Below are 14,011 nucleotides of genomic sequence, written 5' to 3' on the forward strand. Positions count from 1 at the left end.
GGCCCACCGACAACCCGGCACGAACCGGATTCCCCGCTCCACCACCCGGCGACCCGGATGCGGCGGCTACTCGACCACCTGCCGCCCCTCCGGCTGGGCGCTGCACGAGGCACGGAAGGCGCAGTGGGAGCAGTGGGTGCCGGTGGTGGGCGTGAAGCGTTCGTCCAGGACCTTTCCGGCGGCGGTGGCGAGCAGCCCGGAGACCCATTCCCCGGCCAGTGGTTCCTGGGCCTGGACCTTGGGGAAGGCGTCGCCGCCCTCCTTCTTGGGGGCGGGCTGGCGGAGCTGGACCAGCTCGGCCCCGCCCGGCTCGGGGCGTTTGCCGTCGAAGACCTCGTCGACCGCGCCCTCGCGGACGGCGAGCTGGTAGACGGCGAGCTGGGGGTGGGCGGCGACCTCGTCCTTGGTGGGCGCGCCCTTGCCGGTCTTGAAGTCGACGACGTACGCCCGGCCTTCGGCGTCCTGTTCGACCCGGTCCATCGAGCCCCGGATGCGTACGGCGTACTCGCCCGCCTCCAGGGTCACGTCGAAGTCGTGCTCGCTCGCGGCGGGGGTGCGGCCGCCCCGGTCCAGGACGTGCCAGTGCAGGAAGCGTTCCAGGGCGGCACGGGCGTGGTCCTTCTCCTGCTCGGACTTCCAGGGGGCGTCGAAGGCGAGGCCGTTCCACACGGAGTCCAGGCGTTCCATGAGGACGTCGAGGTCGGCGGGCGTACGGCTGGAGGCGACCTCGTCGGCGAGTACGTGGACGACGTTGCCGAACCCCTGGGCGGCGGTGGCCGGGGCGTCGGCCTTCACCTCGCGGCCCAGGAACCACTGGAGGGCGCAGGTGTTGGCGAGCTGGTCCAGCGCGCTGCCGGAGAGGGTGACGGGCTGGTCGCGGTCGCGCAGCGGGACGGCTGAGCGGGTCGGCTCCTCCAGGCCCCACCAGCGGTACGGGTGGGCCGCGGGCACCAGCGGCTGCCCCTCGTCGTCGGTGAGCGCGGCGAGCCGGGCGAGGCGGTGGGCGGCGGCCTCGCGCAGCGCGTCGGAGGCGGCCGGGTCGACCGTGGTGGCGCGCAGTTCGGCGACGAGCGCGGCGACGGCGAGGGGGCGGCGCGGGCGGCCGGTGACGTCGCGGGGTTCGACGCCCAGCTCGGTCAGGAAGCGGGAGGGCTGGTCGCCGTCGTCGGCGGGGGCCTTCACGGCAGTGACGACGAGGCGGTCACGGGCGCGGGTGGCGGCGACGTAGAAGAGCCGGCGCTCCTCGGCGAGGAGGGCCCCGGGCGTGAGGGGTTCGGCGAGTCCGTCGCGGCCGATCCGGTCGGCCTCCAGGAGGGAGCCCCGGCGGCGCAGGTCGGGCCAGACGCCCTCCTGGACCCCGGCGACGACGACGAGCCGCCACTCCAGGCCCTTGGAGCGGTGAGCGGTCATCAGGCGTACGGCGTCGGGGCGGGCGGTCCGCCGCGTGAGGGTGTCCGCGGCGATGTCCTGGGCGTCGACCTCTTCGAGGAAGTTGAGGGCCCCGCGCCCGCCGGTGCGCTCCTCGGCGCGCGCCGCCGTCTCGAACAGGGCGCACACCGCGTCGAGATCGCGGTCGGCGTTGCGCCCGCCCGCCCCGCCGCGCAGTGCGGCCCGCTCCAGCCTGCCGGGCCAGGGGGTGCCGTTCCACAGGGTCCACAGGGCCTCCTCGGCGGTGCCGCCGCCTTCGAGGAGTTCGCGGGCCTTGCGCAGGAGCGCGCCGAGGCGCTGCGCTCCGTGGGCGTACGCCGGGTCGTGCGTGACGAGCCGTTCGGGCTCGGCCAGGGCGCGGGCCAGCAGTGCGTCGGAAGGTGCGGGGACCCGGATCCCGGCGGCGCGCTCCTCGTCGCGCAGGGCCCGGCCGAGGCGGCGCAGGTCGGCGGCGTCCATGGAGCCGAGCGGGGAGGTGAGGAGGGTGAGGGCGGTTTCGGTGTCGAGCCAGGGTGCGGGCCCCTCCTCGGGACTCTCCTCGGGACCCCCCTCCGGCCCTTCCGCTGCCGCTTCCTCCGGCTGATCCTCCGCTTCGGCTTCCGCTTCGGCTTCTGCTTCGGCTTCTGCTTCGGCTTCTGCTTCGGCTTCTGCTTCAGCGGGGCGGTGGTGCAGCGCCGCGGTGGCCACCGTCCGCAGCGCCGTCAGCAGGGGGGCGACGGCCGGTTCGTGGCGCAGCGGCAGGTCGTCGCCGTCGACCTCCAGGGGGACGCCGGCGGAGGTGAGGGCGCGGCGGACGGCGGGCAGCGAGCGGCCTCCGGCCCGTACCAGCACGGCCATCTCCTGCCACGGCACCCCGTCCTCCAGATGGGCGCGGCGCAGCAGGTCCGCGATGTTCTCCAGCTCCGTGGACGCGGTCGGGTAGGTGTACGTCTCGACGAGGCCGCCGTCCCGGACGGCGGCCGGGTCCCGGTGGACGCGGACCGTGTCGGCGGGCAGCCGGGTCAGGGGCATCCGGCGGGTGAGCAGCCGGGTCGCCGCGAGCAGTCCGGCCCCGGAGCGGCGGGAGGTGGTGAGGACGCCCACGGGCGCGGGGCCCCCGTCCGCCCGGCGGAAGGTGTCGGGGAAGTCGAGGATGCCGTTCACGTCGGCGCCCCGGAACGTGTAGATCGACTGGTCGGGGTCGCCGAAGGCGATCAGCGTCCGTCCACCGCGCGCATCCGCACCGCGCTCCCGGTCGTGCCCCGGCGCGCGCCCCCGGTTGCCCGCCAGCGCGTGCAGCAGACGCACCTGGGCCGGGTCGGTGTCCTGGTACTCGTCGACGTACACCGCGTCGTAGCTCCCGGCCAGCCGCTCCGCCACCTCGGGGCGCTCGGCGAGCAGGACCGCGCGGTGGACCAGCTCGGCGTAGTCCAGGACGCCCTGGGCGTCGAGGATGTCGAGGTACTCGGCGAGGAACTGGGCCGCCGCCGTCCAGTCCGGGCGGCCGGTGCGGCGGGCGAAGGCGGCCAGCGCGTCCGGGCCGAGACCCAGTTCACGGCTGCGGGCCAGCACCGCGCGCACCTCGTCGGCGAAGCCTCGGGTGGTCAGGCAGGACCGCAGCTCGTCCGGCCAGCGGACGTGGGCCAGGCCCTCCTTCTCCAGGTCGAGCTGGCCCGCGAGCAGCTCGCGAACGGTGACGTCCTGCTCGGGTCCGGACAGCAGGCGCAGCGGATCGGCGAACAGATCGGCGTCCTGGTGGGCCCGGACCAGGGCGTAGCAGTACGAGTGGAACGTCGTGGCCTGCGGGCCCCGGGCCGCCCCGAGGCGGGCGGCCATCCGGTCGCGCAGCTCGACGGCGGCCTTGCGGCTGAAGGTGAGGACGAGGATGCGGGCGGGGTCGGCGCCCCGGTTCACCCGCGCGGCGACGGATTCGACGAGGGTGGTGGTCTTCCCGGTGCCGGGCCCGGCGAGGACCAGCAGCGGGCCGCCGGGGTGATCAACCACCGCGCGCTGGCCTGCGTCCAGGAGAGGGGGATCCACGGAACCCGGCGGAGTGCGCACCAGGCGGTACGCGCCCGTGGTCCGCGGCCGTGACTCACGGTGCGGACTGTGCCGGGTGGAGGAGGAACTCACGTGGATCGCCGGTCCTGGTGGGTGTACGCGGGTGTGCTGGTGTTGAGGGACGGGTCGGTGCAGTCGAGCAGGAGGAAGGGGGCGGGCGGAGCGTGCCGCGCGATGACGACGCTACGCCAGCGGCGGCGTGGGAGGCGGCGGCCGCGCTGCGTCCCTCGTCACGTGCGCTGCCGCGTCGGGCCGTATCCGCCGGAGGCCGATGGCGGATGCTGTCAGGTGTGAGCTTTCTCGCCCGGACCGCCCGGACCGCCCGGACCGCCCGGTTCGCCCGGTCCGTCCTGATCGCCCGGACCGCGCCCTTCGTCGGGTGCGGCATCCGCCTGCCCGCCGCCGTCCCAGCGGGCGCGCCGCATGTCGATGCGCGGGATGTGCCCCTCCGCCCGGTGCGACGCCTCACGCAGGGGGGTGCCCTCGGCCCGGTAGTGGTCCAGCGCCCGCAGCTCGTGGGCGGGGAGCAGCGTCCCGTCGGAGCGGACGACGCGCCACCACGGCACGGCCGATCCGTACAGCGCCATGACCCGGCCGACCTGGCGGGGTCCCCCCTCGCCCAGCCACTCCGCGATGTCGCCGTACGTCATCACCCGGCCGGGCGGGATCAGATCGGCCACATCGAGGACGCGCTCCGCGTACTCCGGCAGTTCGGCGCCGGTCGGGGCGGTGCCGGACCCGCCCCCGTCCGTCTGGTCCTGGCTCATCCGTCCCATCCTGCCGTACGCCACCGACAGCCCGGCCGAAACGGTATCCGTCCGGGCACACCGCGTGCACACGGGTGGAAAGGAGCGTATGTTGCGCTTCCCGCGCCCGTGCAATGCACCCTGATGCCCTCCTCTGTCTACGGGCCGTGCCACCATCATGCGGGCGGTGACCGGTGATACCAGAACACGAAGACGAACCAGAGGCGACGAAGGAGCAGGGCGTGCAGCCACCGAAGGCGGCGGACGCCTCCGATGCCGGGGAGCGCCCGCAGGGTGATTCCGAGTCCTCCGGAACGCCCCGTGCCGACGGCCCCACGACGTCCACCACCGGACATCTGGCCGGCTCGACGCTGGCCTCGGCCGAAGCCGCCCTGACCGACCGCGTCTCCGGCGACGAGCCGCTGCTCCCCGCCCGGGTGCACCGCCCCTCCGACCTGATGCGGCTGCTCATCGGGGTGCTCGCGATCGCGGTCCTGTTCTCGATCGCCGCGTTCGCCCAGGGCACCACCACCGGTCTTGAGGACGACATCTCCAAGGGCACCGAGCAGGCGCCCGATCTGCTGATCAAGATCGCCGGTCTGGTCTCCAGCATCGCCGTGCTGCTGGTGCCCGTCGCCTTCGCCATCGAACGCCTCATCAAACGCGACGGTCTGCGCATCGCGGACGGTGTGCTCGCGGCCGTGCTCGCCCACGGGGTGACGCTCGCCACCGACCTCTGGGTCTCGCGGTCCGCGCCCGGCACCATCCAGGACGCGCTGACCCAGCCGCAGACGTCCGGCGGGCTCACCGACCCGGTGCACGGCTATCTCGCGCCGGTCATCGCGTACATGACGGCGGTCGGGATGGCACGGCGGCCGCGCTGGCGCGTGGTGCTGTGGGTGGTGCTGCTGCTCGACGCGTTCGCGATGCTGGTGGGCGGGTACACCACCCCGTTCTCGATCATCCTCACCGTGCTGATCGGCTGGACCGTGGCGTACGGGACGCTGTACGCGGTCGGCTCGCCGAACGTCCGCCCCACCGGCCAGCACCTGATGGCGGGGCTGCGGCACGTGGGCTTCCGCCCGGTCGCGGCGATGCGCACCGAGGACGCCCCGGACCACGCCGACCAGAACGACCGGGGGCGGCGTTATCTGGTCACCCTGGAGGACGGCCCCCCGCTGGACGTCACCGTCGTCGACCGGGAACAGCAGGCCCAGGGGTTCTTCTACCGGGCCTGGCGGCGGCTCACGCTGCGCGGGATCACCCAGCGGCGCTCGATCCAGTCGTTGCGCCAGGCGCTGGAGCAGGAGGCGCTGCTCGCGTACGCGGCCATCGCCGCCGGGGCGAACGCGCCCAAGCTGATCGCCACCTCGGAGCTGGGCCCCGACGCGGTGATGCTCGTCTACGAGCACATCGGCGGGCGGACGCTGGACTCGATGGAGGACGAGGAGATCACCGACGATCTGGTGCGCGGCGCCTGGCGTCAGGTGAAGGCCCTCCAGTCACGGCGGATCGCGCACCGCAGACTGACCGGTGACGCGCTCCTGGTGGATCGTTCCGGCAGGGCGTTCGTGACGGACCTGCGCGGTGGCGAGATCGCCGCCGGTGACCTGGTGCTGCGGATGGACGTGGCCCAGCTGCTGACCACGCTGGGGCTGCGGGTGGGGGCCGAGCGGTCGGTCGCCGGGGCGCTGGCCGTGCTCGGCCCGGACGCGGTGGCGGACTGTCTGCCGCTGCTCCAGCCGATCGCGCTGAGCCGCTCCACCCGGGCGACGCTGCGCCGGATCGCCCGCGAGCGTTCGCAGCGCGAGCGGGAAGCGGTGGTGGAGGCCTCGCAGGCGGCCAAGCAGGCGAAGGCGCAGGCCGCCGCGGAATCCGCCGAGGGGCCGCACCCGGATCACGGCGCGGACCGGAAGGCCGAACAGAGGACGGATCCCAAAGCGGATCTCAAGGCGGAGCGCAAGACGCTGCGCACCGAGAAGCAGGCCGAGAAGCGCGCCATCGACGACGCGCTGGAGGAGGCCCGCGAGGAGGATCTGCTCGCCCAGATCCGCCGTCAGGTGCTGCTGATCCGCCCGCAGGCCCCGGTCGAACCGGTCCGTCTGGAGCGCATCAAGCCGCGCACCCTGTTCAGCTTCATCGCCGGGGCCATCGCCGCGTACTTCCTGATCTCCCAGGTCACCCAGGCCGACTTCGGTGCGGTCGTGGAGCAGGCGGAGTGGGGCTGGGTGGCGGCCGCCCTCGGCTTCTCGGCGCTGAGCTACGTGGCGGCGGCGATGAGCCTGCTGGGCTTCGTGCCGGAGCGGGTGCCGTTCCTGAAGACGGTGCAGGCGCAGGTGGCCGGCTCCTTCGTGAAGATCGTGGCGCCCGCCGCGGTCGGGGGCGTGGCGCTGAACACCCGCTTCCTCCAGCGGGCCGGGGTGCGCCCCGGTCTCGCGGTGGCGAGCGTCGGGGCCTCCCAGCTCTTCGGGCTCGGCGCCCACATCATGCTGCTGGCGCTGTTCGGGTATCTCACCGGTACGGAGAGGACCCCGGACTCGCTGACCCCGTCCCGGACGGTGATCGCCGGTCTGCTCACGGTCGCGGTGCTGGTGCTGGTGGTGACGGCGATCCCGTTCCTGCGGAAGTTCGTGGTGACCCGGGTGCGCTCGCTGTTCGCCGGGGTCGTGCCGCGCATGCTGGACGTGGTGCAGCGGCCGCAGAAGCTGCTCACGGGCATCGGCGGCATGCTGCTGCTGACCGGCCTGTTCGTGCTCTGCCTGGACGCCTCGATCCGGGCGTTCAGCGGCCCGGACGTCCCCCAGCTGAGCTACGCGAGCATCGCGGTGGTCTTCCTGGCCGGGAACGCGCTCGGCTCGGCCGCCCCGACGCCGGGCGGCATGGGCGCGGTCGAGGGGGCCCTGACGCTGGGCCTGATCGCGGTCGGGCTGCCGAAGGAGGTCGCGGCGCCCGCGGTGCTGCTGTACCGCGTGATGACGCTGTGGCTGCCGGTGCTGCCGGGGTGGATCGCCTTCAACCAGCTGACCCGCAAGGGCGAGCTGTAGCCGGAGGTCCGGTCGCCGGCCGACCCGCGAGGCGGGCCGGGGCCTGAGGCCCGGGCGGTGCGGGCGGTCCCGCCCGGCCCGGGCAGGGCGGGCGGACCCGCCGCCACCCGCATGGACCGCGCCCGGCCGCGCTCCCCGGCGCCCCGCCGCACGATGGGGTCATGAGGACTTCCCCCGCTCTGCGTGCCGCCGCCCTCGCCGCCACCGCCACCGTGCTGCTGCCGCTGGCCGCCTGTTCGGACGGCGGCGACGGGGACGGGTCCTCGACGCCCACCGGGGCCTCGACCGCCTCGCCGTCCTCCACCCCCGAGGACCTGGCGTCGCAGCAGCTCGAATGGTCCCCGTGTCCACCCCCGAACTCGGCCCAGGGCGGCGGCGAGTCGCCGTCCCCGCTGCCCGGCGGCGTGGTGTGGGAGTGCTCCTTCATGGACGTGCCCCTCGACTACGCGGAGCCGGACGGCCGCACGATCGAACTGGCGCTGGTGCGGGCGAAGGCCAAGGACCAGAAGCGGCGGATCGGCTCGCTGGTGTTCAACTTCGGCGGACCCGGCGCGTCCGGCGTCGCGACGCTGCCCGCGTTCGGCACCGAGTACGACAAGCTCCGCACCCGGTACGACCTGGTGAGCTTCGACCCGCGCGGGGTCGGCCGCAGCGAGGGCGTCCAGTGCGCGGACGACGCCCAGCTCGACGCCTTCTACCAGGAGGACTCCACCCCGGACGACGCGGCCGAGGAGAAGCAGTTCGTCCAGGGGCAGGAGGACTTCATCGCGGACTGCGAGGAGAACTCCGGCTCCGAACTCCCCTTCGTGGGCACGACGAACGCCGCCCGCGACATGGACCTGATGCGCACGGTGCTGGGCGACGACAAGCTGCACTACTTCGGCATCTCGTACGGCACGGAGCTCGGCGGCGTCTACGCCCACCTCTTCCCGGACAAGGTCGGCCGGGCGGTCTTCGACGCGGTGGTCGACCCCACGAAGGACGCCGAGCAGTCCTCCATCGGCCAGGCCCAGGGCTTCCAGCTCGCCCTGGACAACTTCACGAAGGACTGCGCGGAACGCGACGACTGCGCGCTGCCCGGGGCCACCCGGCAGGAGGTCGAGCAGGGCATCGCCGACCTGCTGGGCGAGCTGGAGGAGGAGCCCATCGACGGGCTCGGCGACCGGGCGCTGACCCAGACGCTGGCCACCACCGGCATCGCGTCCGCGCTGTACTCCCAGGAGACCTGGCCGCTGCTGGAGCAGGGCCTGGACGAGGCGGGCGGCGGGAACGGCGGGCTGCTGCTCGCCCTGGCCGATTCCCTGAACGGCCGCTCGGAGGACGGGAGGTACGACAACTCCAACGCCGCCAACATCTCCATCAACTGTGCGGACAGCGAGCAGCGGTTCTCCCTGGAGCAGACGAAGGCGGCGCTGCCCGCGTTCCGCAAGGCGTCCCCGCTGTTCGGGGACTACCTGGGCTGGGGCCTGATGAGCTGTACCGGCTGGCCGGTGGCGGGCGCCTGGAAGACCCCGGACGTCAGCGCCCCGGGCTCCGCCCCGATCCTGGTCATCGGCAACACCGGCGACCCGGCGACCCCGTACGCGGGCGCGAAGGCGATGGTGCAGCAGCTCGGCAAGGGCGTCGGCGTCGAGCTGACCTACAAGGGCGAGGGGCACGGGGCATACAACAGCAAGGACGCGTGTGTGCAACGAACGGTGGACGGCTATCTGTTGAACGGTACGGTGCCGAAGTCCGGCACCGTCTGCGGGTGACCCGACCCCCGACTCCCGGGCCGTGCACGGCGGTTAGCATGGCCGCACATCACAGCCGCCCGTCGCGTCGCCACCGGCTTCGGGCCAGGGGGTGTCTGCCCTGACCGACAGGACACCCCCCTAGGGGAGGGAAGCCGGATCATGCGTGCGCACCGTCGTGTCCATCGGGCCGCCGTCAGGACGGGAGCGGCTCTCCTCGCGGCCGGACTGCTCGCCGGCTGCGGCCTGTTGCGGTCGGAGCCGGAGGCGAGCGAACCGGCCGACGGCCGCCCCGGCGACGCCTCCGCCGCACCCACGCCGACGGACCTCGAGGACTCCCCCAAGACGCCGGAGCTGCCGTCCGCCCTCACCGCGCAGCGCCTCGACTGGCAGCGGTGCCCGGCACCGCAGGGTGGCGAGGCCCCCGGTTCCGCCTGGCGTTGCGCGAGCGTGGACGTACCGCTGGACTACACGGAACCGTCGGGGGAGACGCTCTCCATCGCGCTGGTCCGCAAGCAGGCCCGCGACAAGGGGCGGCGGCTCGGCTCGCTGCTGTTCAACTTCGGCGGCCCCGGCGGATCCGGCGTCGGGACGCTGCCGCGCTCGGCCGACGCGTACGCGAAGCTGAACTCCCGCTACGACCTGGTGAGTTTCGATCCGCGCGGGGTCGCGGCCAGCTCCGGGGTGCGCTGCCGCACCGACAAGGAGCAGGAGCAGGCCCACCGGAGCGTCGACCTGACTCCGGACACGGCGGCCGAGGAGAAGGCGTTCATCGAGGACGCCGCGGACTTCGGCGCCGGCTGCGAGCGCCGCTCGGGCGCGGTCCTGCCGCACGTCGGCACGGTCAACGCCGCCCGCGACCTGGACCTGATCCGCGAGGTGCTGGGCGACGAGAAGCTGTCCTACTTCGGCTTCTCCTACGGTACGGAGCTGGGCGGAACGTACGCGCACATCTTCCCGCACAAGGTGGGACGCACCGTGCTGGACGCGGTCGTCGACCCGACGGCGGACGGGACCGGGCACGCCCGGAACCAGACCACGGGCTTCCAGCGCGCGCTGGAGAACTACCTCAAGGACCGCGACCAGGACCCGAAGACGGGCTCCGAGCGCATCGCCCGGCTGCTGGCCCGCATCGACCGGAGCCCGCTGCCGACCGACTCGGGCCGTGAGCTAAGCGAGTCGCTCGCCATCACCGGCATCGTTACCCCGCTGTACTCCGAGTCGGGCTGGCCCGCCCTGACGGCCGCGCTCGACGAGGCGGAGAACAACGGTACGGGCAACGGCCTGCTCCGGCTCGCCGACTCGTACAACGGACGTGACGAGCAGGGACGCTACGACACCCAGAACCACTCCCAGCGGGCGATCTCCTGCGCCGACTCGACGTCCCGCCCCACCGTGGACGAGGCCCGTGCGCTGCTGCCGGAGTTCCGGAAGCTGTCACCGGTCTTCGGCCCGTTCCTGGCCTGGGACACCGCGGGCTGGTGCGCCCAGTGGCCGGTCGAGGGGGAGAACGAGACGCCGGAGACCAGTGCGCCGGGCGCGGGTCCGATCCTGGTCGTGGGGACGACCGGCGACCCGGCGACCCCGTACGAGGGGGCACGGCGGATGGCGGACGAGCTGGGCAAGGGCGTCGGTGTGCTGCTGACCAACAAGGGCGAGGGTCACGGGGCCTACGGCGGCAACGACTGTGTGACCTCGACGATCGACGACTACTTCCTGGACGGGAAGGTCCCGGAGGACGGCACGACCTGTTCGTAGCCGGGGGCCCGGGAGGCCGGGCACAGAGGGAGGGGCCGGTCCGCGCGTGTGCGCGGACCGGCCCCTCCCTCGTACGAATGCCGTACGGAACGCTCTAGTACACCGGCTTCTCGGGCTCGATCTGGTTGACCCAGCCGATCACGCCGCCACCGACGTGCACCGCGTCGGCGAAGCCCGCGGACTTGAGGACCGCGAGGACCTCGGCGCTGCGGACGCCCGTCTTGCAGTGCAGGACGATGCGCCTGTCCTGCGGGAGGTCCTGGAGGGCGGTGCCCATGAGGAACTCGCCCTTCGGGATCAGTTTCGCGCCGGGGATCGAGACGATCTCGTACTCGTTCTTCTCGCGGACGTCGATGATCTCGATCTTCTCGTCGCCGTCGATCCACTCCTTGAGCTGCTTGGGAGTGATCGTCGCGCCGAGCGCCGCCTCCTGCGCCTCCTCGGAGACGACGCCGCAGAAGGCCTCGTAGTCGATGAGCTCGGTGACGGTGGGGTTCTCGCCGCAGACCGCGCAGTCGGGGTCCTTGCGGACCTTGACCTGGCGGTACTGCATCTCCAGGGCGTCGTAGATCATCAGCCGGCCGACCAGCGGGTCGCCGACCCCGGCGAGCAGCTTGATGGCCTCGGTGACCTGGATGGAGCCGACGGACGCGCAGAGCACGCCCAGCACGCCGCCCTCGGCGCAGGAGGGGACCATGCCCGGCGGCGGGGGCTCCGGGTAGAGGCAGCGGTAGCAGGGCCCGTGCTCGGACCAGAACACGGAGGCCTGGCCGTCGAAGCGGTAGATCGAGCCCCAGACGTACGGCTTGTTCAGCAGCACCGCGGCGTCGTTGACGAGATAGCGGGTGGCGAAGTTGTCCGTGCCGTCCACGATCAGGTCGTACTGCGCGAAGATCTCCATCACGTTCTCGGCTTCGAGCCGCTCTTCGTGAAGGATCACGTTGACGTACGGGTTGATGCCCAGCACCGAGTCCTTGGCGGACTCCGCCTTGGACCGGCCGATGTCGGCCTGGCTGTGGATGATCTGGCGCTGCAGGTTCGACTCGTCGACCTCGTCGAACTCCACGATGCCGAGCGTGCCGACACCGGCCGCGGCCAGGTACATCAGGGCCGGCGAGCCGAGGCCACCGGCGCCGACACACAGCACCTTGGCGTTCTTCAGGCGCTTCTGTCCGTCCATCCCGACATCCGGGATGATCAGGTGGCGGGAGTACCTGCGGACCTCGTCGACGGTGAGCTCAGCAGCTGGCTCGACCAGGGGTGGCAGCGACACAGGAACCTCAACAATGCAGGTGGTCGGATTCTACGTAGACCGACTTCTTACGGTCGACTACGTACGGTTGTTCTCCCCGTAACACTGCCACGCCCCTTCTCATTCCGAGATACCCGGTCCGATCCGCGAGACGATTTCGTCCCAGTACCTGGGCAGCGTCGCGAATGGGTCACTTTGTCCGCTTCGGCCGTCCCGGTCGGTGAAGAAGATCGTCCCGGCGCCCTGCCAGCGGGCGATGCGCATGGCCTCCTCCAGATGGGTGCGGGGAACCCCGTGGACGAAGTGGGCGAACCGCTCCGGTGGATAGTCGGCCGTCCACTCGGCCACCTGGGACCAGCGGTAGTCGGTCCAGGGGCCCTGGAAGGTGACCAGCTGGTCGGCCGCCTCCGCGTACCCGGGATACGGGTGCGTGCCGTGGCCCAGCACCAGGCGGCCCCCGCCGTCCGCGCTGTCGCTCTCCGCCAGCAGGGCGTGGAGCGTACCGGTGAGGCGGCGGACCGCGGGCAGGCCGGCCCGCTCGGTGGGGCACCGGGCGAGGTAGAAGCCGCCGATGCGGTACCAGTCGATGAAGGACCGGGCGTCCGCGATCAGCTCCTCGAACGGCCGCTCGCCGTGGGCGAGGTCGAGGTGGCCGAGCAGCCTGCCGCCGGAGGCCCGGACGGTGTCGTCCGGGGAGCCGCCGTGCAGGGCGCGTTCACGGGCGTTGTGCAGTCGGCCCGCCGCCTCCAGGCAGTGCGGGTCGGGCCGGGAGCCGGGGCCGTCCGCGATGTTGAGGACGGCCCAGTGCAGCGGGGTGCCGGGACGGGCCAGCCCGGCCCATTCGGCGGGGGCGAGCAGCGGGTGGGCGTAGCCGGGGACGCCGAAGCCGAGCTGTTCGCCGCCCGCGGTGCGGCGGGCGTCGGCGGGCGCGGTCAGATGCGGCACGCCGCCTCCATCCAGATGTCCGCGAGGGACTCCTCCAGGTTGATCCGGGGCCGCCAGCCGAGCCGGTCCCGCGCGGTGCGGACGTCGGCCTGCTGCCAGACCCCGCAGCCGTCGGGGTACGGGGACGGGGTGGCGGAGAGGTGTTCCATGACGGACTCGGCAGAGGTGCGCGGGGCCCCGATGGGCAGGCGCGGGGGCGGCGAGTCCAGCTCGTGGAGCGCACCCGCGTACCCGGCGACTCTCGCCAGGACGGCGGCGGCGTCGCGCAGGCGGACGGCCCGCCCGGTGCCGATGTTGACGACGCCCTGGGCGGCGGAGAGCGAGGCGGCGTGAACAGCCCGCGCCACGTCCCGTACGTCGACGAAGTCCCGCTGCACGCCGAGGCCGCTGAGCTTCAGCTCGCCGTCGCCGGACTGCATGGCCCGGCGCATCGCCTCGGCGAGCCGGCCGAGCGGGGAGCCGGCCGGGGTGCCGGGCCCGACGGGCGAGAAGACCCGCAGGACGACGGCGTCGAGGCCGGAGCCGAGGACCAGTTCGGTGGCGGCGAGCTTGCTGACGCCGTACGGGCCGCCGGGGCGCGGGACCGCGTCCTCGGCGGTGGAGGACCCGGGCTGCGAGGGCCCGTACTCCGAGGCGCAGCCGACCTGGACGAGCCGCGCCCCGCAGCCGCTGCGGCGCAGCGCCTCGCAGACGGTGGCGACGGCGACGGTGTTGTGACGGGTGAGATCCCGGGCCCCGCCGCGCGTGGCGCCCGCGCAGTTGACGACGACTCCGGGGTGGACGGCGTCGAGGAAGCGGGTGAGCGCCCCGGGGCTGCCGCCCGCGAGGTCGAACCGGACGTCGGCGTCGTCGCCGCGGCCGAGCGCCGTGAGGTGGACGGCCGGGTCGGCGAGGAGACGGTCGGCGACGAAGCGGCCGAGGAATCCGTTGGCTCCGAGCAGCAGCACCCTCATCGCGCACCGCCTCGGTGCCGACGGCTCACTGCCGGTGCGGGGGACTGGGGGGTCATGGCGGGTTTCTCCTAGGTCATCGAGTCGGTCGTGCGGTGCTGGACGAGCCCGCGGC

At 73.3% G+C, this 14,011-nt stretch carries 8 protein-coding genes; 3 read left to right on the forward strand and 5 right to left on the reverse strand.

Features of this window, described 5'->3' with window-relative positions; translation table 11 throughout:
- Nucleotides 1-66 precede the first annotated feature (66 nt).
- Nucleotides 67-3,540: an ATP-dependent helicase gene (locus IE272_RS06820; RefSeq protein ID WP_190006455.1), complete on the reverse strand. Its 3,474-nt coding sequence runs from the start codon at nt 3,538-3,540 to the stop codon at nt 67-69.
- A gap of 212 nt (nt 3,541-3,752) precedes the next feature.
- Nucleotides 3,753-4,235 (reverse strand): MGMT family protein, encoded by a 483-nt coding sequence (locus IE272_RS06825; protein WP_057665673.1) that lies wholly within the window; start codon nt 4,233-4,235, stop codon nt 3,753-3,755.
- Nucleotides 4,236-4,456: 221 nt separating this feature from the next.
- On the opposite strand from IE272_RS06825, the gene IE272_RS06830 reads away from it, so the two are divergent.
- The 3 genes from IE272_RS06830 (at nt 4,457) to IE272_RS06840 (ending at nt 10,749) form a co-directional block, all read left to right on the forward strand.
- Complete coding sequence (locus IE272_RS06830; RefSeq protein ID WP_190006456.1) at nt 4,457-7,258, forward strand: lysylphosphatidylglycerol synthase transmembrane domain-containing protein; 2,802 nt, start codon at nt 4,457-4,459, stop codon at nt 7,256-7,258.
- Between the two features lie 161 nt (nt 7,259-7,419).
- The gene (locus IE272_RS06835; protein WP_190006457.1) at nt 7,420-9,012 is read left to right on the forward strand and encodes an alpha/beta hydrolase; all 1,593 of its coding nucleotides are present in this window, start codon (nt 7,420-7,422) and stop codon (nt 9,010-9,012) included.
- Nucleotides 9,013-9,153: 141 nt separating this feature from the next.
- Entirely contained in the window at nt 9,154-10,749 is a 1,596-nt protein-coding gene (locus tag IE272_RS06840; protein ID WP_073957724.1) for an alpha/beta hydrolase, read from the forward strand.
- Between the two features lie 94 nt (nt 10,750-10,843).
- On the opposite strand, the gene moeZ is transcribed toward IE272_RS06840, so the two are convergent.
- The 3 genes from moeZ to IE272_RS06855 all read right to left on the reverse strand — a co-directional run bounded on the left by moeZ (nt 10,844) and on the right by IE272_RS06855 (nt 13,899).
- On the reverse strand, nt 10,844-12,022 hold the full coding sequence (gene moeZ / locus IE272_RS06845) for an adenylyltransferase/sulfurtransferase MoeZ (RefSeq protein WP_007446771.1): 1,179 nt from the start codon (nt 12,020-12,022) through the stop codon (nt 10,844-10,846).
- Between the two features lie 99 nt (nt 12,023-12,121).
- Complete coding sequence (locus tag IE272_RS06850) at nt 12,122-12,946, reverse strand: spherulation-specific family 4 protein (RefSeq protein WP_050360539.1); 825 nt, start codon at nt 12,944-12,946, stop codon at nt 12,122-12,124.
- The gene (locus IE272_RS06855) at nt 12,934-13,899 is read right to left on the reverse strand and encodes an NAD-dependent epimerase/dehydratase family protein (protein ID WP_050360540.1); all 966 of its coding nucleotides are present in this window, start codon (nt 13,897-13,899) and stop codon (nt 12,934-12,936) included. The genes IE272_RS06850 and IE272_RS06855 overlap by 13 nt, the downstream gene beginning before the upstream one ends.
- Between the last annotated feature and the right edge of the window lie 112 nt (nt 13,900-14,011).

The sequence above is a fragment of the Streptomyces anulatus genome (assembly GCF_014650675.1).
Lineage (GTDB): Bacteria > Actinomycetota > Actinomycetes > Streptomycetales > Streptomycetaceae > Streptomyces > Streptomyces anulatus.

What these genes read in the sequence shown, in the direction of transcription:
- IE272_RS06835 (WP_190006457.1), top strand. Translation starts at nt 7,420, where the DNA reads ATGAGGACTTCCCCCGCTCTGCGTGCCGCCGCCCTCGCCGCCACCGCC.
- IE272_RS06825 (WP_057665673.1), bottom strand. Translation starts at nt 4,235, where the DNA reads ATGAGCCAGGACCAGACGGACGGGGGCGGGTCCGGCACCGCCCCGACC.
- IE272_RS06840 (WP_073957724.1), top strand. Translation starts at nt 9,154, where the DNA reads ATGCGTGCGCACCGTCGTGTCCATCGGGCCGCCGTCAGGACGGGAGCG.
- IE272_RS06855 (WP_050360540.1), bottom strand. Translation starts at nt 13,899, where the DNA reads ATGAGGGTGCTGCTGCTCGGAGCCAACGGATTCCTCGGCCGCTTCGTC.